The organism is Streptococcus porcinus (genome assembly GCF_900475415.1).
GTDB classification, from domain to species: Bacteria; Bacillota; Bacilli; order Lactobacillales; family Streptococcaceae; genus Streptococcus; species Streptococcus porcinus.
In genome coordinates this window covers 1,670,279-1,695,970 of sequence record NZ_LS483388.1, presented here as the reverse complement: position 1 = coordinate 1,695,970, position 25,692 = coordinate 1,670,279, and the positions used below count along the sequence as shown (strand labels likewise).

The following is a 25,692-nucleotide window of genomic DNA, read 5'->3' as shown; positions in this document are numbered from 1 at the left end:
ATACTTTGGTGTTTGATACAATTTGATAGTCAAAGTTTATTGTTGGGAGGTGACAACTTGGAATATACAAAAATAAATGACTACTTAGTTGACGTATTCAATCGAATTTTGGTCATTGAAGAAATGAGTTTGAAAACTAGCCAGTTCAAGGACGTTTCTATAAAAGAGATGCATACTATTGAAATTATTGGAAAGTTTGAAAACGTTACTCCAAGTGATATTGCTAGAGAGCTTATGGTGACTTTAGGAACTGTAACTACTAGTCTCAACAAACTCGAAGCTAAAGGCTATATTGAGCGAAGACGCTCAAGTTCAGACCGTCGAGTTGTCTATTTAAATTTGACGAAAAAAGGAAGGCTCTTGGATCGGTTACATGCTCAATTTCATAAAAACATGGTTGGGCATGTTGTTGCAGACATGGATGAAGAAGCTATGAAAGCACTTCTAAGAGGCTTAGAAAATCTACATCAGTTTCTGGAGGACTTGGTTTAATGCCTTATTCAAAAATTAGTCAGGTAGCTCATTATTTACCTGATCAAGTGGTTAGTAATGATGACTTGGCTAGTATTTTAGAGACAAACGATGAGTGGATTTCTTCACGGACAGGCATTAGAAAACGACGTATATCAAAATCGGAAACGACTAGTGATTTAGCTAGTCAAATTGCTCGGCAATTGCTAGAAAAATCAGGTTATCAAGCAACTGATATCGATTTTATTATTGTTGCTACAATTTCTGCTGATACCGTTATGCCTTCAGTGGCAGCTAAGGTTCAAGCCTATACCGGTGCAACAAAAGCTTTTGCTTTTGATATGACTGCTGCTTGTAGTGGCTTTGTCTTTGCTTTAGCCATGGCTGATAAGTTGATTAGTTCAGGGGCTTATCAAAAAGGGATTGTTATCGGAGCTGAAACTCTTTCTAAGAGCTTGGATTGGTCAGATCGTTCGACTGCTGTTCTTTTTGGTGATGGTGCTGGAGGTGTTTTGTTAGAAGCATCTGAAACGTGTCATTTTTTAGCAGAGTCTTTGAATACTGATGGTAGAAGAGGGTCTAGCTTAACATCTGGGCAGAGCGGGTTGAATTCACCTTTTTCTGATGAAACGGACAGTTCTCCTTTTATCCGAATGGATGGAAGAGCTATCTTTGATTTTGCTATTCGAGATGTTGCCAAAAACATCAAGAAGTTGATAGAAGATTCCTCGTTATCAAAAGAAAATATTGATTATTTCTTGCTTCATCAAGCAAATCAACGCATTTTAGATAAAATGGCTAGGAAGATTGCTTGTCCTCGTGAGAAATTCTTAGAAAACATGATGAACTATGGTAATACTAGCGCAGCAAGTATACCAATTCTCCTATCCGAGGCAGTTCAAGATGGTCATATTTTATTAGATGGTAGCCAAACTGTCTTACTTTCTGGTTTTGGTGGAGGTTTGACATGGGGAAGTCTAATTGTTAAAATCTAGTTATATTATGTGCTTTTGCACATTATAAAAATAAATAAAGAATATTTAAGGAGAAATACAATGTCAGTATTTGAAAAAGTACAAGAAATTATCGTTGAGGAACTTGGTAAAGAAGCAGATGAAATCAAAATGGAAACAACTTTTGATGACTTAGATGCTGATTCACTTGATGTATTCCAAGTCATTTCAGAGATTGAAGATGCTTTTGATATTCAAATTGAAACTGAAGAAGGTTTGAATACTGTAGGTGATTTAGTTGCCTATGTTGAAGAAAAAACAAAATAAAACTTAGCTTTTTAAGTATATGACGAGACATCATATCATTGAGGGTGAGATTAGCCCCCTGTCAAAAGGACCTAACTCACTCTTTCTTTATTTCTATATAGTTTGATTATCAAATTATTTTACGGCAAGAGAAGGATACTATGAAAACACGCATTACAGAATTACTAGATATTGAATACCCTATTTTTCAAGGAGGAATGGCTTGGGTTGCAGATGGCGACCTTGCGGGAGCAGTTTCCAATGCTGGTGGCTTAGGCATTATTGGTGGAGGAAACGCACCAAAAGAAGTTGTTAAGGCCAATATTGACCGCGTTAAATCAATTACCGATAAGCCATTTGGTGTCAATATTATGCTACTGTCACCCTTTGCGGATGATATAGTTGACTTAGTGATTGAAGAAGGTGTTAAAGTGGTAACGACCGGTGCGGGAAATCCTGGTAAATACATGGAGAGATTGCACCAAGCAGGAATCATTGTGATTCCGGTAGTTCCAAGTGTTGCACTAGCAAAACGTATGGAAAAATTAGGAGTTGATGCAGTCATTACTGAAGGAATGGAAGCTGGAGGTCATATTGGGAAATTGACTACTATGACATTGGTGCGCCAAGTGGTGGACAGTATTTCTATACCAGTTGTTGCAGCTGGAGGAATTGCTGACGGACAAGGAGCTGCTGCAGCCTTTATGCTTGGAGCAGAAGCTGTCCAAGTTGGTACACGTTTTGTTGTTGCAAAAGAATCAAATGCTCATCAGAATTTCAAGGATAAAATTTTAAAAGCAAAAGATATCGACACTATTGTATCTGCCCAAGTTGTCGGTCACCCAGTACGTGCCTTAAAAAATAAATTGACATCGGCTTACGCAAAAGCTGAAAAAGAGTTTTTAGCAGATAAACGTACAGTTCAAGATATTGAAGAAATGGGAGCTGGAGCTTTGCGCAACGCTGTTGTTGATGGTGATGTGGTTAACGGATCCGTTATGGCTGGTCAAATTGCTGGCTTAATTCAAAAAGAAGAAAGTTGTCAAGCAATCATAGAAGATATTTTCTATGGAGCAGCAGCTGTTATTCAAAAAGAATCTAAGCGTTGGGAAACTATTAAGATAGACTAAATCATTTTGACATGGATGAGGATGATAAATGACAAAAATTGCTTTTTTATTTGCAGGACAGGGAGCTCAAAAAATAGGTATGGGTCATGACTTTTATGAGACCTATCCTATTGCTAAGGCAACCTTTGATCAAGCTCAAGAATTACTAGGTTATGATTTACGACAGCTAATTGATACAGATGCTGAAAAACTAAATCAAACTCGTTACACACAACCGGCGATTTTGACGACTTCAATTGCTATTTACCGAGTATTATCAAGTTTTGACATCAAACCGGATATGGTAGCAGGACTTTCCCTTGGAGAATATTCGGCTTTAGTAGCATCAGGAGCTATCTCTTTTGAGGAGGTTTTACAGTTGGTTGCTAAACGTGGTCAATTTATGGAAGAAGCTGCTCCAGCAGGCTCAGGCAAAATGGTAGCTGTATTGAATACCCCTGCTGAGCTAATTGAAAAAGTATGTCAATTGGCATCACATAAAGGGATTGTATCACCGGCTAACTATAATACACCAGGTCAGATAGTTATAGGAGGACAAACTGAAGCGGTTAATGAAGCGGTTGAGCTTTTAAAGGAAAGAGGAGTTAAACGTCTGATTCCACTCAATGTTTCTGGACCATTTCATACAGCTTTGTTAGAACCAGCCAGCGTTAAATTAAGTCAAGAATTGGGGAAAATAAACTTTAAAGATTTCGAATGTCCTTTAATTGGGAATACAGAAGCAGATGTTATGAACCGAGAGGAAGTTCCTCAATTATTAGCTCGCCAAGTTATGGAACCAGTCAGGTTTTACGAGAGCATCAAAAAACTTCAGGAGAGAGGTTGCGACCAAGTGATTGAGATTGGTCCTGGAAGTATTTTAAGTGGCTTTATCAAAAAAATTGATAGAAGCTTAGAAACAACTAGTATTGAAGATATAGCTTCATTGCGACACTATTTAGAAGGTAGGAAAGAAAAGAAATGGATGTAAAAGGTAAAAATATTTTTATTACTGGATCAACTCGAGGTATTGGCTTAGCTATTGCAAAAGAATTTGCTCAATTAGGCGCTAACGTCATCTTAAATGGCAGGTCATCTGTGGCACCAGAAGTTTTATCATCTTTTGAAGTGTTTGAGGGTAAGGTATCCTTTATTTCTGGAGATGTTTCAGATCAGAAAGACGCTGAGCGAATGATTAATGAAGCTATTGAATTATTTGGATCAGTAGATATTCTTATTAATAACGCCGGTATTACCTATGATAAACTCTTATTAAAAATGACTCAGGAAGATTTTGAGACTGTGCTAAGAATTAATTTAACCGGAGCATTTAATATGACAAAATCAGTCTTAAAACCGATGTCAAAAGCACGACAGGGTGCTATTATCAATTTGTCTAGCGTTGTTGGCTTAACTGGGAATATTGGTCAAGCCAATTATGCAGCCTCAAAAGCAGGACTGATTGGTTTTACAAAATCAGTTGCTAGAGAAGTAGCAGGACGTGGGATTACTGTTAATGCTATTGCTCCAGGATTTATTGAATCAGATATGACTGATGTGCTATCGGAAAAAACAAGAGAGGCTATCCTTAGCCAGATTCCTATGAAACGAATTGGGAAGGCTGAAGAAGTCGCTAAATTGACAAGTTATTTAGCTAGTCAAAGTTATATCACAGGTCAAGTTATCGCCATTGATGGCGGAATGACCATGCAATAAGATTGAGGTAATAAAAATGACATTTAAGAGAGTAGTAATAACAGGATACGGCCTGACATCTCCTATTGGGAATACCCCTAAAGACTTTTGGTCAAGCTTGAAAAATGGTAAAATTGGTATTGGCCCAATTACAAAATTTGATACCAGTGATTTTGCGGTAAAAAATGCTGCTGAAGTGAATGACTTTCCATTTGATAAGTATTTTGTAAAAAAAGATTTAAATCGATTTGATACATATTCCCTTTATGCATTATATGCGGCTAATGAAGCGGTAAATAATGCTAAATTAGATTTAGAAACAATTAATTCGGATCGCTTCGGTGTTATTGTGGCGACGGGTATTGGTGGCATTCAGGAAATTGAAGAGCAGGTTATTCGTCTACATGAAAAAGGGCCTCGGCGCGTTAAACCGATGACATTACCAAAAGCCTTGCCAAATATGGCAGCAGGAAATGTTGCTATGCGGGTAGGAGCTAAGGGTATTTGTAAATCAATTAATACAGCTTGTGCGTCATCAAATGATGCCATTGGAGATGCTTTTCATCTTATCAAATTTGGCTTACAAGATATTATGATAACTGGTGGAGCAGAAGCGGCCATATCTAAATTTGCCATTGCTGGTTTCCAAAGTTTAACTGCTTTATCTACTACAGAAGATCCAACACGTGCTTCGATTCCTTTTGATAAAGATCGAAATGGTTTTGTTATGGGAGAAGGTTCAGGCATGCTAGTTTTAGAAAGTCTTGAACACGCCCAAAAACGAGGTGCAACTATTCTTGCAGAGATTGTGGGTTACGGAAATACTTGCGATTCTTATCATATGACGTCGCCTCATCCTGAGGGTTTAGGTGCTCGTAAAGCTATTAAACTTGCATTAGAAGAAGCTTCAATTTCTGCTGACACTATTGACTATGTAAATGCCCATGGAACTTCAACTCCTGCAAACGAAAAAGGAGAAAGTCAAGCTATTGTGGCAGTTCTTGGCAAGGAAGTGCCAGTATCATCAACTAAGTCATTTACTGGTCACCTTTTAGGGGCAGCTGGTGCAATTGAAGCTATTGCAACCGTGGAAGCAATGCGCAACGATTATGTTCCGATGACAGCTGGGACACGAGAACTGTCTGTCGATATTGAAGCAAACGTGATATTTGGACAAGGACAAGAAAAAGAAATCCATTATGCCATCTCAAACACTTTTGGTTTTGGTGGGCATAATGCAGTATTAGCTTTCAAAAATTGGGAGGAATAAGTTGAACATTCAAGAAATTAAGGATTTGATGACACAATTTGATCAATCAAGCCTAAGAGAATTTTCATTTAAATCACAAGATGAGGTTTTAACTTTTAGTAAAAATGAAACCAATATTACTCTGCCAACGCCGTCTTTTGATGATCAAGGACTGGCAGCAGAATCATCACTACCGATAAATAAAGCCACTATCACTGATTCTATCAATCAAAACTCAGCGGCCGTAGACCCCTTATTAGTTGAGAAAGCTGAAGGAGAATTGGTTGAAAGCCCTCTAGTTGGAGTTGCTTATCTATCTCCTGGTCCAGGTAAAGATAATTATGTAACTGTTGGAAGTCAAGTGAAGAAGGGGCAAACCTTATTAATTATTGAGGCTATGAAAGTCATGAATGAAATTCCGGCTCCTCACGATGGTGTCATAACAGAAATTCTTGTTTCTAATGAAGAAGTTGTCGAATTCGGAAGTGGGTTAGTTAGACTAAAATGATAGATATTAAGAAAATTCAAGAAGCTTTGCCACACCGCTATCCTATGTTACTGGTTGACAGAGTTTTAGATGTTACAGAGGATAAGATTGTTGCCTTGAAAAATGTAACGATTAATGAACCTTTTTTTGAAGGACATTTTCCTGATTATCCTGTAATGCCAGGAGTTTTAATTATGGAAGCTTTAGCGCAAGCGGCTGGTGTACTAGAGTTATCAAAACCAGAAAACAAAGGGAAACTTGTCTTTTATGCTGGTATGGATAAAGTTAAGTTTAAAAAACAAGTTGTTCCTGGGGATCAACTCATCATGACAGCTACCTTCCTTAAAAGACGAGGGACTATTGCTGTCGTAGAGGCAAAAGCAGAAGTTGATGGTCAATTAGCTGCGAGTGGTATGCTAACTTTTGCTATTGGTAACTAAGAACTACAGATTCTGTGGAGGAGAATAATGTTTAAAAAAATCTTAATCGCTAATCGTGGCGAAATTGCTGTTAGGATTATCCGAGCAGCTCGAGAATTAGGGATTTCCACAGTAGCCGTTTATTCTGAAGCCGATAAAACAGCTCTACATACCATGCTTGCAGATCAAGCCATTTGTATAGGTCCTGCCCGTTCAACTGATTCTTATTTAAATATGAAATCAGTCTTATCTGCAGCTATTGTCACAGGGGCTCAGGCCATTCATCCAGGCTTTGGTTTTTTAAGTGAAAACTCTAAATTTGCAACTATGTGTGAAGAAATGAATATAAAATTTATCGGTCCAGCTGCAACCATTATGGATAAGATGGGAGATAAAATTAATGCACGTGCAGAAATGCAGAAAGCAGGTGTCCCTGTTATTCCAGGTTCTGATGGTGAGGTTTTCTCAGTCCAAGAAGCACAAGAGGTTGCAGATAAAGTAGGCTATCCCATTATGTTAAAGGCCTCTGCTGGTGGGGGTGGTAAAGGTATTCGCAAAGTCACGACTGCTAGTGATTTAAAAGAAGCCTTTGAATCTGCTTCTCAGGAAGCTCTTAGTGCTTTTGGAAATGGTGCGATGTATGTTGAGAAGGTCATCTACCCAGCTAGACATATTGAAGTGCAAATTTTAGGTGATTCTTATGGGCATGTAATTCACTTGGGTGAAAGAGATTGCTCATTACAACGTAACAACCAAAAAGTTCTGGAAGAGAGTCCTTCTATTGCAATCGGCGAAACCCTTCGTAAAGAGATGGGGGATGCTGCCGTTAAAGCTGCGCAAGCAGTTGGTTACGAAAATGCTGGAACGATTGAATTTTTATTAGATGAGAAAAGTGGTCAATTTTACTTCATGGAAATGAATACGCGTATTCAAGTTGAGCATCCGGTAACAGAGTTTGTAACTGGTATTGATCTTGTTAAGGAACAAATTAAGATAGCTGCTGGTATGGAGCTGGAAATCAAGCAAGATGATATTAGGATTTCTGGCCACGCTATTGAATGCCGTATCAATGCTGAAAATCCTAAATTCAATTTTGCACCGAGCCCTGGGAAAATTACTGATTTGTATTTACCTAGTGGAGGCGTTGGTTTGCGTGTTGATTCGGCGGTCTATAACGGTTATACTATTCCCCCGTATTATGATAGTATGATTGCTAAAGTTATTGTTCACGGTGAAAATCGTTTCGATGCCTTAATGAAGATGCAAAGAGCTTTATATGAATTAGAAATTGAGGGGATTTCGACTAATATCGATTTTCAATTGGACTTGATTGCAGATCAGCATGTTATAGCTGGTGATTATGATACAGCTTTTTTGATGGAAAGCTTTTTACCAGTTTATTCTAACAAAGAAGAGGAGTGATTATGGCTTTATTTAGTAAAAAAGATAAGTACATTCGAATTACCCCTCATGTCACCCAAAAGAGCGTTGTCAGTCAGCTTGTTCCAGAGGTTCCGGATGAACTCTTTGCTAAGTGCCCAGCTTGTAAACATTCTATTTACCAAAAAGACTTAGGACCAGCTAAAATATGTCCAGAATGCTCCTATAATTTTCGAATATCTGCTCAAGAGCGTCTCGCTTTAACTATTGATGAAGGTAGCTTCCAAGAACTTTTTACGGACTTTGAGACTGAGGATCCTTTGAATTTTCCGCAATATAAGGATAAATTAGCTAAAGCAAAAGAACTTACCGGCTTACACGAAGCTGTTTTGACTGGGTTGGCTAAGGTAAAAGGCCTTAAACTTGCTTTGGCGATTATGGATTCTCACTTTATCATGGCTAGTATGGGAACAGTTGTTGGAGAAAAATTAACCCGCCTTTTTGAATATGCCACCAAAGAAAACTTACCGCTGGTTGTTTTTACAGCTTCTGGTGGAGCGCGAATGCAAGAAGGTATTATGAGTTTGATGCAGATGGCAAAAGTATCTGCGGCTGTGAAGAAGCATTCCAATGCTGGGCTTTTCTATTTGACGATTTTGACAGACCCGACAACGGGTGGTGTCACTGCGAGTTTTGCTATGTTAGGTGATATTATTCTTGCTGAACCTCAATCACTTGTAGGTTTTGCGGGACGTCGTGTCATCGAAACGACAGTTAGAGAGAATCTTCCTGAAGACTTTCAAAAGTCAGAGTTTCTCCTAGAGCATGGGTTTGTGGATGCTATCGTTAAAAGGACAGAGCTTCGCGATACTATTGCGTATTTGCTGGACTTTCATGGAGGTGTTAGATGACAGATGTAGCACGGATTCTAAAGGAAGCCCGAGATCAGGGCCGGATGACGAGTCTTGACTATGCCCATCAATTGTTTGACGATTTTATGGAACTGCACGGAGATCGTCTATATGCTGATGATGGTGCTGTTGTTGGAGGTATAGGTTACTTAAATGATCTTGCAGTTACGGTTGTTGGTATCCAGAAAGGTTCTAACCTACAAGATAACCTGCATCGTAATTTTGGTCAACCTCATCCGGAAGGTTATCGAAAAGCTTTGCGTTTAATGAAGCAGGCTGAGAAATTTGGCCGTCCGATCATTACATTTATTAATACTGCTGGTGCCTACCCAGGTGTGGGTGCAGAAGAAAGGGGTCAGGGCGAAGCAATTGCTCGTAATCTTTTAGAGATGAGCGATCTGAAAGTTCCTATTATTGCAATTATAATAGGTGAAGGTGGTTCTGGTGGAGCATTGGCACTAGCATTAGCTGACCAAGTTTGGATGCTTGAAAACTCCATTTACGCCGTTCTCAGCCCAGAAGGTTTTGCTTCCATTTTATGGAAGGATGGTTCGAGAGCTACAGAAGCAGCTGACCTGATGAAAATTACGGCTAGAGAATTGCTTCAAATGAAGGTTGTAGATCGTATTATTCCTGAACGTGGTTATTTTTCAAGTGAGATTATCGCTAAGTTGAAAAAGCATTTAATTACTGAAATTGAAAATTTGCGGAAATTACCACTAGAAGAATTATTAGAAAATCGGTACAATAGATTTAGAAAATATTAAAAATCCTAATTAGGATTTTTTTTTGCAAAAGGAAGAACTAGCACGAAAATAAAAAGTTATTACCACTTATCATTGTGCTAACTGCTTGTCAGAATTCATCTTATAAAGAAAAAGATCATAGCTGGGTTTTAAATCAGAAAAGGATATAAGAAAAAGGATAGAAATTTCTATCCTTTCAGGTTTAAGGCAAACTAGAACTAGCAGTAGCCTAGCTTGTCTTTTATTTTATCCTTGATTTTCTATTTTGGCGAAATAATATCAGCACCACCCATATAAGGACGGAGAACTTCAGGAATAGTGATTGAACCATCTTCATTTTGATAGTTTTCTAAAATTGCTGCAACGGTACGTCCAACAGCAAGACCGGAACCATTAAGGGTATGGAGTAGCTTAACTTTACCGTCAACTTCATCTCGGTAGCGGATTTGTGCACGACGAGCTTGGAAATCTTCAGTGTTAGAACAACTTGAAATTTCTCTATAGGTGTTTTGTGCAGGTATCCAAACTTCCACATCATAAGTTTTAGCGGCAGAAAACCCCATATCTCCAGTGCATAATGTTATAACCCGATAAGGAAGGTTAAGTTTTTGTAAGATGTTTTCAGCGTTGGCGGTCATTTTTTCAAGTTCATCATAAGACTCTTCAGGTTTTGCAAATTTAACCATTTCTACCTTATGGAATTGATGTAAACGAATGAGCCCACGTGTATCACGACCTGCTGAACCTGCTTCTGAGCGGAATGATGGACTCATAGCAGTAAAGTAAATTGGTAATTCTTTACCGTCAAGAATTTCGCCGCGGTAATAATTAGTCAAAGGAACTTCTGCTGTAGGAATGAGAACAAAATTAGTATCAGCCAATTCAAAGGTATCCTCTTTAAATTTTGGATATTGACCTGTTCCAAACATAGAATCATGATTAACCATGTAAGGAGGGATAATTTCCTGATAGCCTTCTTTGGCATGTTCATCTAGCATAAAGTTATAGAGTGCTCGTTCAAGTCGAGCGCCTAAGTTTTTATAGAATAAGAAGCGTGCACCAGTAACTTTGGCGCCACGTTCCCAGTCAAGAATATCTAAAGCTTCACCCAAGTCCCAATGTGCTTTGATTTCAAAGTCAAATTCACGCGGTGTTCCCCAACGACGAACTTCAACATTTTCTTCCTCATCAGCACCAACAGGAACAGAATCGTGGGGTGTATTAGGGAGGGTGGTAATGATTTCAGTTACTTTTTCATCAATTTCAGCTAATTCATTATCAATTGCTTTAATATTTGCTGAGACTTTTTGCATATCAGCAATTTGTTGATTTGCATCTTCTTTTTGACGTTTTGCTTGGGCAATAGCAGCAGAAGCAATATTACGTTCAGCTTTTAATTCTTCAGATTTGATAAGTAGTTGTCGTCGTTCTTGATCTAAATCTTTTAAATGGCTAAGTGTTTCTTCAGAGACACCGCGCATTTTTAACTTTGCGGCAACACTATCAAAATCAGTTCTGATACGCTTTAAATCTAACATGATAAACTCCTTTTTTATAAAAAAATACAGAATATGAAATGCTGGAGCGCTTTTGCGCGGTTCCATCCAGCTTCACATTCTGTGCACTTAATTAGTATTCAATTAATCGAATCGGTAGAATTTCACATGGGCAACTTATCTGTTCACAGCAAGCACAGACTTTCTGAAAAGGTAACCATATTACTTATCCGACAAGTTTATTATATCAAATTTATTTGAAATGTAAACAAGAAAAATACGTGCATAGTAGACGCCGACACCTGCATTCCCTAAAAACTTATGATAAAATATGGCTATGACTACAAAAATGAAAAAAGAAAGTCGAACACATCACTATGGCTTGGATTTATTACGAATTATTTCCATGTTTATGATTGTTGTGACTCACGTATTAGGAAAAGGTGGCCTTAGATCGGAAGTTGATGGACAAGCAGACTCTTATTTTATTGTTACATGGGTCATTCAGGTTTTAGTATATGGAGCAGTTAATTGTTATGCTTTGATTAGTGGTTACGTAGGAGTAAATTCAAAATATCGATATTCAAAATTAGCCAATATTTGGTTGCAGGTTTTCTTCTATACTTTTACTATTACGTTATTATTTTCCTTAGCCGGATTCCCAGTAACCTTATTAAATTGGCGTCAAGCTTTTTTCCCAATTGTTAGTGGCCAATATTGGTATATGTCTGCTTATTTTGGCTTACTTATTTTTATGCCAATGATTAACAGTGGACTCAAAGCATTGTCAAATAACCAGTTGCGAAATCTCGTTATTTTGATTGCTATAGTATTTTCTATCTTACCTGCTATGATGAATAATCGTGTTGCCGAGTTTTCATTGAGTAAGGGATTTGAGATGACCTGGTTGCTTATTCTGTATATTTTGGGTGCATACCTACATCGATTAGATCTGAAACGATTTAGTACTTACAAGTTGCTGCTTGTTTATTTCATATCGATGGTAGTTACTTATTTTATGAAGTTTATTGTTGGGAATATTTGGTACTGGTATGTATCTCCAAGTCTCAGTTTAGGAGCTATTTGTTTATTTATAATTTTTGCAAAGATGACTATATCTGAGCAACACAAGCTTCATGCTTTTATTGTACTAGTAGCCCCCACTACGCTAGGCGTTTATCTAGCACATTTGCACCCCTTATTAGTAAAGTTTGTCATACGTGATTTTGCAGAACCATTTATTAACGCACCTATTTTTATTTATCCATTTTTAATATTAGGAGCAAGTTGCCTCATTTATATGTGTGCCTTTTTCGTTGAAAAAAGTCGCATCTACCTTTTTAAATGCTTAAGAGTCAATTACTTAATGGAGTGGATTGATCGTAAATTACCTTTTGATAAATAAAAAAATAAACTGAAAGAAGTCAGTTTATTTTTTTCGTCTAAACCATCTAGCGATAATCGTTTGAATGAGTGTTGGTAATCTAACAACCTTTTCATTTCCGATTTTTTCTCTAGCAACTTTTAAAATCTTTCCCGAATCTTTAGAAGCAAATAAAAATTTACCTTTATCCGTAAAAATCTCAAAATGGCGACTAATTTTTTTTCTTGAAACATTAGCTCCAATTTGATTTATGGAGGTCCAAGGAATTTGAATATAGTCTTCTACATTTTTATCGCTATAAAACTCAAATGCTTTATCACCAATTAAAATTTTCCCGACTTTACCTCCCATACCAAGGTATGAGACAGCTTTAGTTTGTAAGATGACTGAACTATTCATGGATTTAGCCATTAATCTAACCCCTTCTAAAAAGACTATAGCTATTATAGCATATATTAATAGTAAAGATAAAAACCTGAGATAAAAATCCCAGGTTTTGTCGTTATTACATGATATGTAGTACACGAGCAAGGATACCAACAGCAAACAAAGCGATAATGATTGTGATTGGTGAAACTTTTTTCTTCAGCAACCACATACATAGGAATGTAAGGGCAAGTCCCATTAATCCAGGAATAAGTGAATCAAGTTGTCCTTGAAGTGATTGTTCTTGATATTTATCAAGGCTCATACCATTGAGTGCTTGACCAAGGATTCCTTTTAATTCAGCTCCGTTGATATTTCCTTTAGGGAACTCAACATAAGCACCTTTTGATAGAAGTTTAGATGGCAGTCCAACTGTAAATTTAATGGATACCCAACGTTCTACCAACACGGCAAGAATGAACATACCAAGGATTGAAGCACCTTTTGTGATATCTTGAAGGATTCCACCTGACATGTCTTTAGTGATTTCAGAACCAGCTTTATAACCAAACTCTTGAGTATACCATAAGAAGGCCATACGAATGATGTTCCATCCAAAGAAGAATAATAGAGGACCAACAATATTACCAGATGATGCTAGAGAAGCACCAAGAGCACCTAAGATTGGGCGAACTGTAAACCAGAAGACGGGATCACCGATACCGGCCAAAGGTCCCATCATACCAATCTTAACCCCTTGAATAGCTGCGTCATCAATATCAGTTCCATTAGCTCTTTCTTCTTCAAGTGCTAAAGTAACCCCCATGATTGGAGCAGCAACATATGGATGAGTGTTAAAGAATTCAAGGTGACGTGCAAGTGCAGCAGATTGATCTTCTTTTGTTGTGTATAGTTTTTTAATAGCTGGAATTAGTGCATATGCCCAACCTAAATTTTGCATACGTTCGTAGTTCCAAGAACCTTGTAAGAATTGTGAACGCCACCATACTTTCTGACGATCGGATTTTGATAATTTAATTTGTTCAGTCATTGTGGGCCCCTTTCTAGTAGTCTTCAAGGATATCGCCGATTGGATCATTTGATCCACCGTTACCTGATCCACCATTACCACCTTGTTTTGAAAGGTTTAGGTAGATGAAGGCCATTGCAACACCGATAGTACCAAGAGCGATAAGAGTTAAATTGCTCAAAGCAGCAAAAGCGAAACCAAGAGCGAAGAAAGGCCATACTTCACGAGTAGCCATCATGTTGATAACCATAGCATAACCTACGGCAACAACCATGCCACCACCAACAGCCATACCACCATTTAACCAATCTGGCATCAAATTAAGGGCATCTTTTACGGCGTGTGCAGGAATAGCGATTAATAGGGCTGCGGGAATCGCGATACGAAGACCTTGCATAAGTAATGCGATAAAGTGGGCACGTTCAACACCGGCGATGTTACCATCTTTTGCTGCATTATCAGCAGTATGGGCTAAGGCAACTGATAGTGTACGAACAATCATGGTTAGGAAAAGTCCAGCAACGGCCAAAGGAATTGCTGTTGCTGTTGCAACTGCGATTCCTTGGGTAGTAAAGTTTCCACCTTTTACCATGATAATAGCAGCAGCGACAGATGCGAGTGCTGCATCTGGTGCAACTGCAGCTCCAATATTTGCCCAACCTAGAGCAATCATTTGTAATGAGCCACCAAGCATAACGCCAGCTTCTAGATTACCAGTTACGAGACCGATAAGTGTACAAGCGACAAGTGGTTGGTGGAATTGAAATTGGTCAAGAATACCTTCCATACCTGCGAAGAAGGCAACCACAACGACCAAGATAGCAGAAATAATTGAAATATCTGACATTTTCTTATCCTTTCGAAGTGTAAATAGAGAGACTGTCTTAATATAAAAGTAACAGACAGAATTCATCGATTTAATATAGATATAATAGATAGGTTTCGACTTTATTGTCCTAAACTATCTTATTTAACATTTGCTTTTTTAATAAGATCAAATAGATTCTTTTTAGAATCGTTTGGAACTTTACGGACATCAAACTGAACGCCTAATTCTTGAAGTTTTTCAAAAGCAGCAACATCATCTTTATCCATTGAAAGAACGTTGTTAACCATTGTTTTACCTGTTGAATGAGCCATTGAACCAACGTTCAATTCTTTAATCTCTACACCACCTTCAACGGCGCGTAGGGCGTCTTGAACAGTTTCAAATAAGATCAGAGCTTGAGTATTACCAAAGCGAGGATCTTTCGCAACTTCAGTTAGTTTTTTAATAGGAACAACATTTGCTTTGATACCACCAGGTGCGGCTTGTTTAATCAATTGTTTACGTAGATCGTCTTTAGCAACAGTATCTGACGCAACGATGATACGGTTTGCTTTAGAAGCTGGTGTCCAAGCTGTCGCAACTTGACCGTGTAATAAGCGAGTATCGATACGAGCAAGGTTAATTTTAAGTTTACCATCACCAATGACAGTACCTTCTGGAATTGAACCTTTCACAACTGGGGCAGCTACTGGACTAGCGACAACCTCAGCTGGATTGAGCTCTTCTGGTAGAGCTTTGACTCCCTCTTTAGATTCTTTAATAATATTAGCGGCAACTTGTTCAACACCTGCATTAGCGTCCATCATACGCTCAGTATAGGCTTGAATAAGCATTGGCAAGTTAAGACCTGTGATGATAGCCATTTTACGTTCAGGATTTTCTCCCATAACGCGACTAGCCTGGTTAAATGGAGATCCACTCCAAAGGTCAGCTAGTACAAGTACTTCATCATCAGTATCAAATTGAGCGATAGCATTGTTGAAGTGTGCATATAAATCATCAGGTCCTTCATTTGGCATAAAAGTTACAACTTGAACTTTCTCTTGTTCGCCAAAAATCATAGAACCAGATTGATGAATACCTTCAGCAAATTTACCGTGGCTGGCAATAATAATACCGATACCCATTCTTGTTCTTCCTCCTTTTAAAAATTTTTTCGCTAAAATGAAAAAGAATAATCTCCTTCCAACTGTTATTTTTGTCTGACAGTTGGCAATCCTTTTCCATTTAAACGAAATTCAAGAACGTCTCTATTTTAAAACGTTTTCAATGAAAAAGCAATACTTTTTCCAAATTAATTATAAATATAGGAAAAATACCGTGAAATATGAGATAAAATCACCATCTTTGAAGTATTGTTATTATCTTAACCTTAAGGAGATGATAGCTACAAGAAAAAGGCTTGGAAGCGGTGTGGAAATATGAAAACGAAGGCTGATAACTGAGAAAATATCACGAAAAAAACCAACTTTCCGATAAAGAAAGTGGTTTCGTTTTCAACTATAAGAAAAGCGCCTCTAATTTTCTTGCTACTCCATCTTCTTCGTTAGACCATTCAATTTGTTCATCGGCATAAGGTAGCAAGAGATCGTTCGCATTTTTCATGGCATAGCCTTTGCCTGCGTAAGCAAGCATCTCTGTATCGTTTTGTTCATCTCCAAAGGCAATGAGGTCTTTTCTTTCCTTATTAAAGAGATTAAGAAGGTAATTGAGAGCGTATGCTTTATTAACATTTTTAGGAGAGATTTCAAGGATATTTAAGGGGCCACCCCAGGAGTTAACTTCAATCTCATCTTTGAAAAATGCACGCATATTTTTAGCCAAAGCAATCTTATCTTGATGATGTGTTTGCATTAATAGTGCATTTGGATCCCGTGTAATCTTATTTTCAATAAGTTGCATATCATCTGTAATTGCCTCTACTCCAAATAATTGAGGATCAATCTTGTCTCTATTGTTTAAGGTAATGTAGAAGTTTTTGCGATATTCACTAGCAATAAAATCCATTTGGAAATCTTCTTGGAGTTTTAATATATCAAGGAGGTATTTTCGGTTCAGAGTAACATTATGTTCATATTTCCATTTTTGTTCAGGTATATGAGTTAGAGAACCATTGAATGTAATCATGGGAGTTTTGAGTTGTAATTGAAGATAGTAATCTAAGGCCATTCGATAAGGACGTCCAGTAGAGATAACAACTTGGTGACCTTTTTTTTCCACTTTTTGAAGAACTTTTTTTGTATACTCTGAAATAGTATTATCATGATGGAGTAAAGTTCCATCTAAATCAAGGGCAATTATTTTTTTAGTCATGCTAAAAGTATATCAAAAAAAGCAAAAAAACCATAGTATTATCGGAAGGTTAAAAGTCTCTTTCTGTTTTAATAAAAAACGAACATTAAAATATTTTTTTATAAAAATGTTTGAGTTTTAATTGGTTTGATGTTACCATGATCTTGTCGTTTATAATAAAAATCATTAATTAAACAAGGCTAAGTGACATTAATGAAGCCTTTTTTGATTTTTTGTATTATCTAGAAAATAAGGAGAATCCGATTAATTATGGATACATTTTTTAAATTAAGAGAGAATGCTACAAGTGTCTCTACTGAGATAATTGCAGGCCTAACAACCTTTTTTGCAATGTCTTATATTTTGTTTGTCAATCCGAGTATTCTAGGAGCAGCAGGTATGCCAACTAAAGCTGTCTTCCTTGCAACAATTCTTGCAGCAGTAACTTCTACTTTAATTATGGGCTTGTTTGCGAACGTACCGTATGCCTTGGCACCTGGTATGGGCTTAAATGCCTTTTTTACTTATACTGTTGTTTTTGGGCTTGGCTTTTCTTGGCAAGAGGCTTTAGCAATGGTTTTTATTTGTGGTCTGTTTAACATTTTTATTACGGTAACCAAGGTGCGCAAAAGTATTATTAAAGCTATTCCGCTCAGTTTGCAGCATGCTATTGGTGGAGGAATTGGTGTCTTTGTAGCTTATTTGGGATTTAAAAATGCGAATATCATCAATTTTTCCTTGTCCGCTCAAAATATTGTTGCCGTTAATGGCATAGAGCCTGCTAAAACAAGTGCTAAAACATTTGCGCATGGAATCTTATCGCTAAGTGCTAACGGTGGCGTGGTTCCAGCCATCTCTACATTTACAGAACCAAGTGTTCTTTTAGCTGTCTTTGGTTTACTTTTAATGACTGTATTGGTTATTAAGAATGTTCGTGGAGCCATTTTGTTGGGTATTATTGCAACAACATTGATAGGGATTCCATTAGGTGTTGTTGATTTATCAGCTATTGATCTTGGGGGCAATCATATTGGCCAAGCCTTTAATGAGTTAGGGACAACCTTCTTGGCAGCAGTTGGTGGCTTGACAAACTTATTTAAGGATTCTAGCCGTCTGCCGCTTGTTCTTATGACAATTTTTGCATTTTCCTTATCAGATACATTTGATACTATAGGGACCTTCATTGGTACGGGACGTCGTACAGGGATTTTTTCAGCAGAAGATGAAGCTGCTTTAGAAAATAGCACTGGCTTTTCGTCTAAGATGGATCGTGCCTTGTTTGCTGATGCTATAGGGACATCAATTGGGGCTTTATTTGGAACCTCAAATACAACGACTTATGTAGAGTCTGCAGCAGGTATTGCGGAAGGTGGGAGAACGGGTTTGACAGCAGTTTCTACAGCAGTATGTTTTCTCTTATCGATTCTTTTGTTACCATTAGTGGGCATTGTTCCTGCTGCAGCAACTGCTCCAGCTCTCATTATTGTTGGTGTTATGATGGTTTCATCATTTTTAGATGTGGATTGGAGTAATTTTGAAGATGCTTTACCAGCTTTTTTTGCCGCCTTTTTTATGGCCTTATGTTATTCCATTTCCTATGGGATAGCTGGCGCATTTATCTTCTACTGTTTAGTCAAAGTAGTTAAAGGCAAAGCCCGAGAGGTTCATCCAATCTTATGGGGAGCAAGCTTCCTATTTATACTTAACTTTGTTATACTTGCTATTCTTTAAAAAAGCAGTTGTAAATACGACTGCTTTTTTCGAATAGAATAGATAGGATAGGACTTGGAAGTAAAATGCTTTTCTGATATAATGACTTTATGTTTTATACTAAAGATGAAGCTGAGCTCATTACTTTTGGTTGTGCACTTGGCCAAAAACTAAAAGAAAATGATTTGTTAATTTTATCAGGGGACTTAGGAGCTGGCAAAACTACTTTGACTAAGGGGATTGCCAAAGGCTTAGGAATTGCCCAAATGATTAAAAGTCCTACTTATACTATAGTTAGAGAATATGAAGGTCGGTTGCCTCTTTTTCATTTAGATGTCTACCGAATTGGTGACGATTCGGATTCTATTGATTTAGATGATTTTGTGTATGGGAATGGTGTGACGGTTATTGAATGGGGCGATCTGTTAAACTTAGCTGACTTTGAAGATTATTTAGCCATTACCATCGAAAAAATCGCGAATGGACGCCAATTGAAGTTTCATGCACAAGGAAAACGGTCTCAACAACTCCTTGAGGATTTGCAAAATGACTAATGATAATGTACTTATCGAAGAAGCTCGAGCTGAGGATGCTGAAGCTATCATCAATTTAATGAACCAGGTTGCTCAAGAAACGTCCTTTATCTCAGAAGTAGAAGTCTTTAAAAAGGCCTCCCTAGAGCAGTTGCAATTTCTTTTGGCGAGTCAAACAGAAAGCGTACTAGAACTCTGTCTAGTCGTTAAAGTTAATCAAAAATTGATAGGTCTCTTGAATATTTCCAATAGTCAACTGGAGGAAACAGCTCATATTGGTGACCTATTTATCATTGTTAGTGAAGCCTATCAAGGTTATGGTTTAGGGCAAGATTTAATTGAGCTCGCCCTAGACTGGATAAGAGAAATGGGATTGCTTAAAAAAATTGAACTCCAGGTTCAGGTTAGGAATCAAAAAGCCATCCATATTTATGAAAAGTTTGGTTTTAGGATTGAAGGGAAAAGAAAATTAGCTGTTAAAACGAAAGATGGAGAATTTCAGGATGTTTACCTTATGGGAAAAATTCTGGAAGATTAAATAATAAATGAAAATTGGAAAAAAAATATTTTTGATGATTTTAACAATCATCTGTACGACTCTTATAGCAATAGGCGTGTATGCAACTAGTGCTTATAATTTTTCTACCGGTGAACTAGCAAAAACCTTTAAAGATTTCAATACCTCTGATAAGAAAACTGATGTTATCAAGCAAACTAAGCCTTTTTCTATTTTATTAATGGGGGTTGATACCGGCTCATCTGAGCGTAAGTCCAAGTGGTCAGGTAATAGTGACTCGATGATTTTGGTGACTATAAATCCTGAAACTAAAAAAACAACTATGACTAGTTTGGAAAGAGATATTTTAATAAAACTTTCCGGTCCAGACTCAAATGATATGAATGGAGCAGAGGCTAAACTCAATGCTGCATATGCTTCTGGCGGGGCTCAGATGGCTATCATGACAGTTCAGGATTTATTGAACATCAAGATTGATAAGTATGTTCAAATAAACATGCAAGGACTTATTGATTTGGTTGATGCTGTGGGTGGTATTACAGTTACAAATGAATTTGATTTTCCGATTTCAATCTCTGAGAATGAACCGGAGTATCAGGCAAAAGTTCAGCCAGGCACTCATAAAGTAAATGGGGAGCAAGCCCTTGTTTATGCTCGGATGCGTTATGATGATCCTGAAGGGGATTATGGCCGACAAAAACGTCAGCGATTAGTTATTCAAAAGGTCATTAAGAAAATTCTAGCCTTAAATAGTATCAGTTCTTATCGAAAAATTTTACATGCGGTTAGCAATAACATGCAAACTAACATCGAAATTTCATCACAAACTATTCCGGCTTTACTTGGCTATGCCGATGCCTTGAAAAGAATCCATTCTTATCAGTTGAAAGGTGAGGATGCTACCTTAGCAGATGGTGGTTCTTATCAAATTGTTAAGGAAGACCACTTATTGGCTATTCAAAATCGGATTCGTCGTCAACTGGGCTTAAGTGAAATCACAGAACTCAAAACGAGTGCAGTGACTTACGAAGAGTTATATGGTCTTGAAGGAAGTTCGAAAGCTAAAGCAGAAGCTAGTTCTGAAGAGAATACACAATCTGAGGGTCAATATTCAGGCCAAGTAAATAATAATAGTTCGTACTATTCAACTCCAAATAATTTTAGTACGGGTGTTCCTTCAGAAAGCATTCCTTCAACGGTTCCTGGTTCTACAAATAGCTCGGTAACAGGAGGAACTGCAAATTCAGGTAGTCTTCCTGCTAATACAGGGGCAACTACTGAACCAGTAAATCCAGTCTCTCCTGCACCGAATGGGGGGAACTAGCCTTACACCGACGCAATAAAAAAGCAAGACCTAACGGAAGAGGTCTTGCTTTTTTACTAATGCTATCAAAAGTTATTGATATTTTTCCATGCGTTCTTTGATTTGATTGATTTTGGGTTGTGTCTCTTGGTTAAAGACTCTTAACTTATAAGTCAAGTCGTCACTAATTGTTTGAATTTTTTCAGCTTCGGATTGAATAAGTTTCAGATTTGCTTTGATACTATTTAAATCTAACTGAATCTTGTCTTTGGTTTCTTTTACCTTGCTTAGATTGGAAATAATTTTTTCTTTATTCTGATAGGTCATATAAGCAATATAGGAAGCCAATCCTCCTATCAAGAAGGGTTTGATTTTCATTCGTTAACCTCCTTTTTTATTTTGGCAGCAAGCTGTGCTAGGTGTTCAAAGTCAGGGTCATGTACAGTGTATTTAATAGAAAGACCGTCATTTTCGCTATAGCGAGGGACTAAGTGAATGTGTGCATGGAAAACAGTTTGTCCTGCTAACTCCTCGTTGTTATTAACAATATTCATTGCAGTAGCATCGGTGGCTTTTTGAACAGCTCTTGCAAGTTTTGGTAAACGAGCGAAGGTTTTGCTGGCAGTTTCTGCACTCATGTCAAGGACATTGCGGACATGTTCTTTAGGAATGAGGAGAGTGTGTCCAGGGGTGGCCTGGGAAATATCTAAAAATGCTAAGACATCGTCATCTTCATAAACTTTTGACGAGGGAATATCTCCATTTATTATTTTACAAAAAATACAATCATTCATAATGCTTACTACCCTTCTTTAGATTCTATAGCTATTTTTAATCTACTTTTGATTATGGGGATAAATGCTTTAAATGAAAGTTTACTGGACTTTCTTACAAGATTTACCAATAAGTCCCGTCCAAAAAGTAAGTAAAAAAATAATTGAAACTTTGAACCATTTAAACATTGTCAATCCTCCTTTTTACATTTTACCTTTTTTTTGAAAGCACTTCAATCAAAATAAGATAAGAGAATAATCGGATGTGGATTCTTATAATGATAAGCTTCAAAATTGTCGGAATCTTTATTTTTCGGGAAGAAATTAGCTGTAGTGTGTGTTGTTATTAGGTTTATGATAATTCTTATAGAAGCAATTAACTGATTTGCTTCACTTTCTTATCTATAATTTGTTATAATAGAAGGCATTAAAAGCTATTATTTAGAAAGAGTTAACATGCTGAAAATCGAAAATTTAACAGGGGGATATATTAATATTCCTGTTCTGAAAGATATTACTTTCTCAGTTGATGACGGCCAGTTAGTAGGTTTAATAGGTTTAAATGGCGCTGGGAAATCAACTACTATTAAGGAAATTATCGGACTTTTAAGACCTTATAAGGGCACAATAAAAATTGATGGGCTAAGCTTGGAAGAAGACCCAGCTGCTTATCGTAAAAAAATTGGATTTATTCCAGAAACACCAAGTTTATATGAAGAATTGACTTTGGCAGAACATATTGAAACGATAGCTATGGCTTATGATATAGAGGTTTCAGACGCTTTTGAACGTGCACAGCCTCTACTTAAAACTTATCGTTTGTTAGACCGATTAGATTGGTATCCAAGCCAGTTTTCAAAAGGAATGAAACAAAAGGTAATGATTATTTGTGCTTTTATTATTGATCCTAGTCTCTTCATTTTAGATGAACCTTTCTTGGGACTTGATCCTTTAGCTATCTCGGATTTAATTGCTTATTTAGAAGTTGAAAAAGGAAAAGGGAAGTCTATTTTAATGAGCACTCATGTCCTTGATTCAGCAGAAAAAATGTGTGATTCTTTTGTAATTCTACACCAGGGAGAGATAAGAGCTCAAGGAACTCTATCTGATTTACGAGCAACTTTTGGAAATCCAAAAGCCAGTTTGAATGATATCTATTTAGCGTTAACAACTGAGGTATAAAGATGAGACAACTTTTTAAGCAACGTCGGTTAGCCTTCTTAGCCTTGCACCGTAAATATCTCCCTTATGTTTTAAATGATCACTTTGTTTTGGTTTTAGTTTTCTTGTTAGGTTATATTCTTTATCAATATAGTCAATTGCTCAATCATCTCCCTGAGAACCGTTTCCCGATTATACTTATTGTAATGGTTTTATTTCTGTTTCTCTTAGGTTTTGGAAAACCCGCTACCTATCTTGAGCCGGCAGATCAACACTTCCTTCTTTGTCAAGAAACTTATGTCGTCAAGCATCTTAAAGGAAGTGGTAGGCGTTCCTTCTATACTTGGACGGGAGTAGGTGGCCTTCTTTTATTACTCTTATACCCATTATTCCTTAAGTTGGGATTTGGTGTAGTGACCTTTTTAGGTGTCTTAGCTTTGTTTGCTAGCCTGAAGTGGATTGTCCAAAAATATAAAGTTGATACATTGTTGGTAGAAGGGCATCTGGATTGGGATAAGGCTATTGCTTATGAATTAGAACGTCAGCAGGGGGTCTTAAAATTTTATGCTCTTTTCACAACGGTCAAAGGACTTTCTAGTAAGTTTAAAAATAGAAGATATCTCAATTTCTTATTGGCTATCTTCCCTAAAAAGAGTGATAATCTATGGTTAAACCTCTATGCACGGGCTTTTTTGAGAAGTTCAGATTATTTAGGTCTATTTCTTAGACTAATTATCTTGAGCTGTCTGAGTCTAAGTCTAATAAAGAATTCTTATCTAGCTTTGACTCTAGCTCTCGTGTGGAACTATTTATTATTCTTCCAGCTTCTAGCTTTATATCATCATTATAATTATTATTTTATGGCTCAGCTTTATCCTAAGACTAAGGAACTGAAAAAAAAGAATTTATTACTCTTTCTAAGATACTTATCAGCTTTTGCCTTCCTACTCCAAGTTATTTTTTGTCATGAACTAATCATTTTAGGAGGAGTAACTATTATAATGCTCTTTTTAACTCTAGTTTATATCCCTTATAAGCTGAAGAACATAATTGACTAAGTTATCTAAAACAAGTAAAATAGGGATAACTGATTTGAAATAGAAAAGGAGGGCGATAGTATGACAATAACAGAAGATGATTTAACCTTGACGCCCTTACGCGGAAAAAGTGGAAAAGCTTACAAAGGAACCTACCCCAATGGTGATAGTGTTTTTATTAAGTTGAACACTACTCCAATTTTGCCAGCCTTGTCTAAAGAACAAATTGCACCGCAATTACTTTGGGCAAAACGCATGGGGAATGGTGATATGATGAGTGCGCAAGAATGGTTAGATGGCCGTATTCTTTCGCGTCAGGACATGAATAGTAAGCAAATTATCCATATATTATTGAGGCTACATAAGTCAAAACAACTAGTCAATCAACTGTTACAGCTTAATTACAAAATTGAAAATCCCTATGATTTAGTGGCCGACTTTGAACGAAATGCCCCTTTGCAAATTCAACAAAATTCTTACTTGCAAGGTGTAGTCAAAGAACTTAAAAGAAGTCTGCCAGAATTTAGAGCTGACATAGCTACTATTGTTCATGGTGATATTAAGCACAGCAACTGGGTTATCACAACGAGTGGTATGATTTACTTGTGTGACTGGGATTCAGTACGTTTAACAGATCGGATGTATGATGTGGCTTATTTATTGAGTCATTATATTCCAAGATCACGGTGGTCAGAGTGGTTATCTTACTACGGCTATAAAAATAACGAAAAAGTGATGAGTAAAATCTTCTGGTATGGTCAACTTTCTTACTTGACTCAGATCTTAAGATGCTTTGACAAACGTGATATGGAACATGTGAATCAGGAAATTTACGCCCTCCGTAAATTTAAAGAAAGTTTTAGAAAGTTATAATGCGAGTTCGAAAACGAAAAGGTGCTGAGGAGCACTTGGAAAATCACCCACAATATGTTATATTAGAACCTGAAGTTGCCAAAGGTCGTTGGCAAGAAGTATTTGGCAATACTAATCCTATCCACATTGAAGTTGGTTCAGGAAAAGGTGGCTTTATCACTGGTATGGCTAAACAAAATCCAGACATTAACTATATTGGAATTGATATTCAATTATCGGTTTTAAGTTATGCTTTAGATAAAGTATTAGAGGCAGATGTTCCAAATGTACGTTTGTTGCGAGTGGATGGCTCTAGTTTGACTAACTATTTCAATGATGGAGAGATTAGTCTACTCTATCTTAACTTTTCAGATCCTTGGCCAAAATCCAGACATGAGAAACGTCGACTGACTTATAAGGATTTCCTTAAGACTTATCAAACTATTCTTCCTCCTCAAGGACAACTTCATTTTAAAACAGATAATCGTGGCTTATTTGAATATAGCTTAGCTAGCTTTTCTCAGTATGGGATGACTTTAAAGCAGGTTTGGTTAGATTTACATGCTAGTGATTATGAAGGAAATGTCATGACTGAGTACGAAGCTAAGTTTGCTCAAAAGGGGCAAGTGATATACAGAGTGGAAGCTCAATTTTAATATGTTTTGGAAGTTGATATCAACTTC

Annotated in this window: 29 protein-coding genes; 21 read left to right on the top strand and 8 right to left on the bottom strand. The window is 37.1% G+C overall.

What is annotated here, in order from left to right:
- Positions 1 to 57: 57 nt before the first annotated feature.
- From fabT to DQM45_RS08405, 12 genes are all read left to right on the top strand, one after another.
- Positions 58 to 492, top strand: coding sequence for a fatty acid biosynthesis transcriptional regulator FabT (gene fabT, locus DQM45_RS08460; RefSeq protein ID WP_003085625.1), 435 nt, complete (start codon positions 58 to 60; stop codon positions 490 to 492).
- The gene (locus tag DQM45_RS08455) at positions 492 to 1,466 is read left to right on the top strand and encodes a beta-ketoacyl-ACP synthase III (protein WP_003083491.1); all 975 of its coding nucleotides are present in this window, start codon (positions 492 to 494) and stop codon (positions 1,464 to 1,466) included. The genes fabT and DQM45_RS08455 overlap by 1 nt, the downstream gene beginning before the upstream one ends.
- Before the next feature lie 60 nt (positions 1,467 to 1,526).
- Entirely contained in the window at positions 1,527 to 1,751 is a 225-nt protein-coding gene (locus tag DQM45_RS08450) for an acyl carrier protein (RefSeq protein WP_003083638.1), read from the top strand.
- 140 nt (positions 1,752 to 1,891) lie between these two features.
- A complete protein-coding gene (fabK, locus tag DQM45_RS08445) occupies positions 1,892 to 2,860 on the top strand; it encodes an enoyl-[acyl-carrier-protein] reductase FabK (protein ID WP_003085232.1) in 969 nt (322 codons plus the stop codon).
- 28 nt (positions 2,861 to 2,888) lie between these two features.
- The gene (gene fabD, locus DQM45_RS08440) at positions 2,889 to 3,830 is read left to right on the top strand and encodes an ACP S-malonyltransferase (RefSeq protein WP_003082641.1); all 942 of its coding nucleotides are present in this window, start codon (positions 2,889 to 2,891) and stop codon (positions 3,828 to 3,830) included.
- Entirely contained in the window at positions 3,821 to 4,555 is a 735-nt protein-coding gene (gene fabG, locus DQM45_RS08435; protein ID WP_003086079.1) for a 3-oxoacyl-[acyl-carrier-protein] reductase, read from the top strand. Before fabD ends, fabG begins: the two co-directional genes overlap by 10 nt.
- 16 nt (positions 4,556 to 4,571) lie before the next feature.
- Positions 4,572 to 5,804, top strand: coding sequence for a beta-ketoacyl-ACP synthase II (gene fabF, locus DQM45_RS08430; RefSeq protein WP_003083063.1), 1,233 nt, complete (start codon positions 4,572 to 4,574; stop codon positions 5,802 to 5,804).
- Between the two features lie 28 nt (positions 5,805 to 5,832).
- Positions 5,833 to 6,291 (top strand): acetyl-CoA carboxylase biotin carboxyl carrier protein, encoded by a 459-nt coding sequence (locus DQM45_RS08425; RefSeq protein ID WP_370737017.1) that lies wholly within the window; start codon positions 5,833 to 5,835, stop codon positions 6,289 to 6,291.
- Positions 6,288 to 6,710 carry a 3-hydroxyacyl-ACP dehydratase FabZ gene (gene fabZ / locus DQM45_RS08420; RefSeq protein ID WP_003084278.1) on the top strand — a complete coding sequence of 141 codons (423 nt, stop codon included), beginning with the start codon at positions 6,288 to 6,290 and terminating at the stop codon, positions 6,708 to 6,710. The genes DQM45_RS08425 and fabZ overlap by 4 nt, the downstream gene beginning before the upstream one ends.
- A 27-nt stretch (positions 6,711 to 6,737) precedes the next feature.
- The gene (locus DQM45_RS08415) at positions 6,738 to 8,111 is read left to right on the top strand and encodes an acetyl-CoA carboxylase biotin carboxylase subunit (RefSeq protein ID WP_003084390.1); all 1,374 of its coding nucleotides are present in this window, start codon (positions 6,738 to 6,740) and stop codon (positions 8,109 to 8,111) included.
- A 2-nt stretch (positions 8,112 to 8,113) separates the two neighbouring features.
- Complete coding sequence (accD, locus tag DQM45_RS08410) at positions 8,114 to 8,980, top strand: acetyl-CoA carboxylase, carboxyltransferase subunit beta (RefSeq protein ID WP_003085970.1); 867 nt, start codon at positions 8,114 to 8,116, stop codon at positions 8,978 to 8,980.
- Positions 8,977 to 9,747 (top strand): acetyl-CoA carboxylase carboxyl transferase subunit alpha, encoded by a 771-nt coding sequence (locus DQM45_RS08405; protein WP_003084798.1) that lies wholly within the window; start codon positions 8,977 to 8,979, stop codon positions 9,745 to 9,747. Before accD ends, DQM45_RS08405 begins: the two co-directional genes overlap by 4 nt.
- Before the next feature lie 239 nt (positions 9,748 to 9,986).
- Here DQM45_RS08405 and serS read toward each other — a convergent pair whose 3' ends face one another.
- Positions 9,987 to 11,264 (bottom strand): serine--tRNA ligase, encoded by a 1,278-nt coding sequence (gene serS, locus DQM45_RS08400; RefSeq protein ID WP_003083255.1) that lies wholly within the window; start codon positions 11,262 to 11,264, stop codon positions 9,987 to 9,989.
- 289 nt (positions 11,265 to 11,553) lie between these two features.
- On the opposite strand from serS, the gene DQM45_RS08395 reads away from it, so the two are divergent.
- The gene (locus DQM45_RS08395; RefSeq protein WP_003082635.1) at positions 11,554 to 12,627 is read left to right on the top strand and encodes an acyltransferase; all 1,074 of its coding nucleotides are present in this window, start codon (positions 11,554 to 11,556) and stop codon (positions 12,625 to 12,627) included.
- A gap of 24 nt (positions 12,628 to 12,651) precedes the next feature.
- Here DQM45_RS08395 and DQM45_RS08390 read toward each other — a convergent pair whose 3' ends face one another.
- The 5 genes from DQM45_RS08390 to DQM45_RS08370 all read right to left on the bottom strand — a co-directional run bounded on the left by DQM45_RS08390 (position 12,652) and on the right by DQM45_RS08370 (position 17,144).
- Complete coding sequence (locus DQM45_RS08390) at positions 12,652 to 13,017, bottom strand: DUF956 family protein (RefSeq protein ID WP_003084671.1); 366 nt, start codon at positions 13,015 to 13,017, stop codon at positions 12,652 to 12,654.
- A gap of 94 nt (positions 13,018 to 13,111) precedes the next feature.
- The gene (locus DQM45_RS08385; RefSeq protein WP_003083270.1) at positions 13,112 to 14,023 is read right to left on the bottom strand and encodes a PTS system mannose/fructose/sorbose family transporter subunit IID; all 912 of its coding nucleotides are present in this window, start codon (positions 14,021 to 14,023) and stop codon (positions 13,112 to 13,114) included.
- Positions 14,024 to 14,036: 13 nt separating this feature from the next.
- On the bottom strand, positions 14,037 to 14,849 hold the full coding sequence (locus DQM45_RS08380) for a PTS mannose/fructose/sorbose transporter subunit IIC (protein ID WP_003085252.1): 813 nt from the start codon (positions 14,847 to 14,849) through the stop codon (positions 14,037 to 14,039).
- A gap of 119 nt (positions 14,850 to 14,968) precedes the next feature.
- The gene (locus tag DQM45_RS08375) at positions 14,969 to 15,958 is read right to left on the bottom strand and encodes a mannose/fructose/sorbose PTS transporter subunit IIA (protein ID WP_003085239.1); all 990 of its coding nucleotides are present in this window, start codon (positions 15,956 to 15,958) and stop codon (positions 14,969 to 14,971) included.
- 373 nt (positions 15,959 to 16,331) lie between these two features.
- On the bottom strand, positions 16,332 to 17,144 hold the full coding sequence (locus DQM45_RS08370) for a Cof-type HAD-IIB family hydrolase (RefSeq protein ID WP_003084187.1): 813 nt from the start codon (positions 17,142 to 17,144) through the stop codon (positions 16,332 to 16,334).
- Positions 17,145 to 17,393: 249 nt separating this feature from the next.
- On the opposite strand from DQM45_RS08370, the gene DQM45_RS08365 reads away from it, so the two are divergent.
- The 4 genes from DQM45_RS08365 to lytR all read left to right on the top strand — a co-directional run bounded on the left by DQM45_RS08365 (position 17,394) and on the right by lytR (position 21,207).
- Complete coding sequence (locus DQM45_RS08365; RefSeq protein ID WP_003086041.1) at positions 17,394 to 18,854, top strand: NCS2 family permease; 1,461 nt, start codon at positions 17,394 to 17,396, stop codon at positions 18,852 to 18,854.
- An 89-nt stretch (positions 18,855 to 18,943) separates the two neighbouring features.
- A complete protein-coding gene (tsaE, locus tag DQM45_RS08360) occupies positions 18,944 to 19,387 on the top strand; it encodes a tRNA (adenosine(37)-N6)-threonylcarbamoyltransferase complex ATPase subunit type 1 TsaE (RefSeq protein WP_003083787.1) in 444 nt (147 codons plus the stop codon).
- The gene (locus DQM45_RS08355; RefSeq protein WP_003085921.1) at positions 19,380 to 19,904 is read left to right on the top strand and encodes a GNAT family N-acetyltransferase; all 525 of its coding nucleotides are present in this window, start codon (positions 19,380 to 19,382) and stop codon (positions 19,902 to 19,904) included. Before tsaE ends, DQM45_RS08355 begins: the two co-directional genes overlap by 8 nt.
- Before the next feature lie 7 nt (positions 19,905 to 19,911).
- Positions 19,912 to 21,207, top strand: coding sequence for a glycopolymer--peptidoglycan transferase LytR (gene lytR / locus DQM45_RS08350; RefSeq protein ID WP_003084213.1), 1,296 nt, complete (start codon positions 19,912 to 19,914; stop codon positions 21,205 to 21,207).
- A gap of 72 nt (positions 21,208 to 21,279) precedes the next feature.
- Here the strand turns inward: lytR and DQM45_RS08345 are convergent, their stop codons facing one another.
- Positions 21,280 to 21,564 carry a hypothetical protein gene (locus DQM45_RS08345; protein WP_003084563.1) on the bottom strand — a complete coding sequence of 95 codons (285 nt, stop codon included), beginning with the start codon at positions 21,562 to 21,564 and terminating at the stop codon, positions 21,280 to 21,282.
- The gene (locus tag DQM45_RS08340) at positions 21,561 to 21,980 is read right to left on the bottom strand and encodes an HIT family protein (protein ID WP_003082804.1); all 420 of its coding nucleotides are present in this window, start codon (positions 21,978 to 21,980) and stop codon (positions 21,561 to 21,563) included. Before DQM45_RS08340 ends, DQM45_RS08345 begins: the two co-directional genes overlap by 4 nt.
- A 435-nt stretch (positions 21,981 to 22,415) precedes the next feature.
- Between DQM45_RS08340 and DQM45_RS08335 the strand changes: the two genes are divergently transcribed.
- Genes DQM45_RS08335 through trmB form a run of 4 tightly spaced genes read left to right on the top strand, consistent with a single transcriptional unit; the run spans position 22,416 to position 25,665 of the window.
- On the top strand, positions 22,416 to 23,141 hold the full coding sequence (locus DQM45_RS08335) for an ABC transporter ATP-binding protein (RefSeq protein WP_003085185.1): 726 nt from the start codon (positions 22,416 to 22,418) through the stop codon (positions 23,139 to 23,141).
- A gap of 2 nt (positions 23,142 to 23,143) precedes the next feature.
- Complete coding sequence (locus DQM45_RS08330) at positions 23,144 to 24,178, top strand: ABC transporter permease (protein ID WP_003085379.1); 1,035 nt, start codon at positions 23,144 to 23,146, stop codon at positions 24,176 to 24,178.
- 60 nt (positions 24,179 to 24,238) lie between these two features.
- Positions 24,239 to 25,030 carry a cell cycle regulator CcrZ gene (gene ccrZ / locus DQM45_RS08325; protein WP_003084957.1) on the top strand — a complete coding sequence of 264 codons (792 nt, stop codon included), beginning with the start codon at positions 24,239 to 24,241 and terminating at the stop codon, positions 25,028 to 25,030.
- A complete protein-coding gene (trmB, locus tag DQM45_RS08320) occupies positions 25,030 to 25,665 on the top strand; it encodes a tRNA (guanosine(46)-N7)-methyltransferase TrmB (protein ID WP_003085540.1) in 636 nt (211 codons plus the stop codon). The genes ccrZ and trmB overlap by 1 nt, the downstream gene beginning before the upstream one ends.
- Positions 25,666 to 25,692: the final 27 nt, after the last annotated feature.

Bases quoted from the DNA above. Each gene is read 5' to 3' on its own strand.
- DQM45_RS08455 (WP_003083491.1), top strand. From the start codon at position 492: ATGCCTTATTCAAAAATTAGTCAGGTAGCTCATTATTTACCTGATCAA.
- DQM45_RS08450 (WP_003083638.1), top strand. From the start codon at position 1,527: ATGTCAGTATTTGAAAAAGTACAAGAAATTATCGTTGAGGAACTTGGT.
- fabK (WP_003085232.1), top strand. From the start codon at position 1,892: ATGAAAACACGCATTACAGAATTACTAGATATTGAATACCCTATTTTT.
- fabD (WP_003082641.1), top strand. From the start codon at position 2,889: ATGACAAAAATTGCTTTTTTATTTGCAGGACAGGGAGCTCAAAAAATA.
- fabG (WP_003086079.1), top strand. From the start codon at position 3,821: ATGGATGTAAAAGGTAAAAATATTTTTATTACTGGATCAACTCGAGGT.
- fabF (WP_003083063.1), top strand. From the start codon at position 4,572: ATGACATTTAAGAGAGTAGTAATAACAGGATACGGCCTGACATCTCCT.
- DQM45_RS08425 (WP_370737017.1), top strand. From the start codon at position 5,833: ATGACACAATTTGATCAATCAAGCCTAAGAGAATTTTCATTTAAATCA.
- fabZ (WP_003084278.1), top strand. From the start codon at position 6,288: ATGATAGATATTAAGAAAATTCAAGAAGCTTTGCCACACCGCTATCCT.
- DQM45_RS08415 (WP_003084390.1), top strand. From the start codon at position 6,738: ATGTTTAAAAAAATCTTAATCGCTAATCGTGGCGAAATTGCTGTTAGG.
- accD (WP_003085970.1), top strand. From the start codon at position 8,114: ATGGCTTTATTTAGTAAAAAAGATAAGTACATTCGAATTACCCCTCAT.
- DQM45_RS08405 (WP_003084798.1), top strand. From the start codon at position 8,977: ATGACAGATGTAGCACGGATTCTAAAGGAAGCCCGAGATCAGGGCCGG.
- serS (WP_003083255.1), bottom strand. From the start codon at position 11,264: ATGTTAGATTTAAAGCGTATCAGAACTGATTTTGATAGTGTTGCCGCA.
- DQM45_RS08395 (WP_003082635.1), top strand. From the start codon at position 11,554: ATGGCTATGACTACAAAAATGAAAAAAGAAAGTCGAACACATCACTAT.
- DQM45_RS08390 (WP_003084671.1), bottom strand. From the start codon at position 13,017: ATGGCTAAATCCATGAATAGTTCAGTCATCTTACAAACTAAAGCTGTC.
- DQM45_RS08385 (WP_003083270.1), bottom strand. From the start codon at position 14,023: ATGACTGAACAAATTAAATTATCAAAATCCGATCGTCAGAAAGTATGG.
- DQM45_RS08380 (WP_003085252.1), bottom strand. From the start codon at position 14,849: ATGTCAGATATTTCAATTATTTCTGCTATCTTGGTCGTTGTGGTTGCC.
- DQM45_RS08375 (WP_003085239.1), bottom strand. From the start codon at position 15,958: ATGGGTATCGGTATTATTATTGCCAGCCACGGTAAATTTGCTGAAGGT.
- DQM45_RS08370 (WP_003084187.1), bottom strand. From the start codon at position 17,144: ATGACTAAAAAAATAATTGCCCTTGATTTAGATGGAACTTTACTCCAT.
- DQM45_RS08365 (WP_003086041.1), top strand. From the start codon at position 17,394: ATGGATACATTTTTTAAATTAAGAGAGAATGCTACAAGTGTCTCTACT.
- tsaE (WP_003083787.1), top strand. From the start codon at position 18,944: ATGTTTTATACTAAAGATGAAGCTGAGCTCATTACTTTTGGTTGTGCA.
- DQM45_RS08355 (WP_003085921.1), top strand. From the start codon at position 19,380: ATGACTAATGATAATGTACTTATCGAAGAAGCTCGAGCTGAGGATGCT.
- lytR (WP_003084213.1), top strand. From the start codon at position 19,912: ATGAAAATTGGAAAAAAAATATTTTTGATGATTTTAACAATCATCTGT.
- DQM45_RS08345 (WP_003084563.1), bottom strand. From the start codon at position 21,564: ATGAAAATCAAACCCTTCTTGATAGGAGGATTGGCTTCCTATATTGCT.
- DQM45_RS08340 (WP_003082804.1), bottom strand. From the start codon at position 21,980: ATGAATGATTGTATTTTTTGTAAAATAATAAATGGAGATATTCCCTCG.
- DQM45_RS08335 (WP_003085185.1), top strand. From the start codon at position 22,416: ATGCTGAAAATCGAAAATTTAACAGGGGGATATATTAATATTCCTGTT.
- DQM45_RS08330 (WP_003085379.1), top strand. From the start codon at position 23,144: ATGAGACAACTTTTTAAGCAACGTCGGTTAGCCTTCTTAGCCTTGCAC.
- ccrZ (WP_003084957.1), top strand. From the start codon at position 24,239: ATGACAATAACAGAAGATGATTTAACCTTGACGCCCTTACGCGGAAAA.
- trmB (WP_003085540.1), top strand. From the start codon at position 25,030: ATGCGAGTTCGAAAACGAAAAGGTGCTGAGGAGCACTTGGAAAATCAC.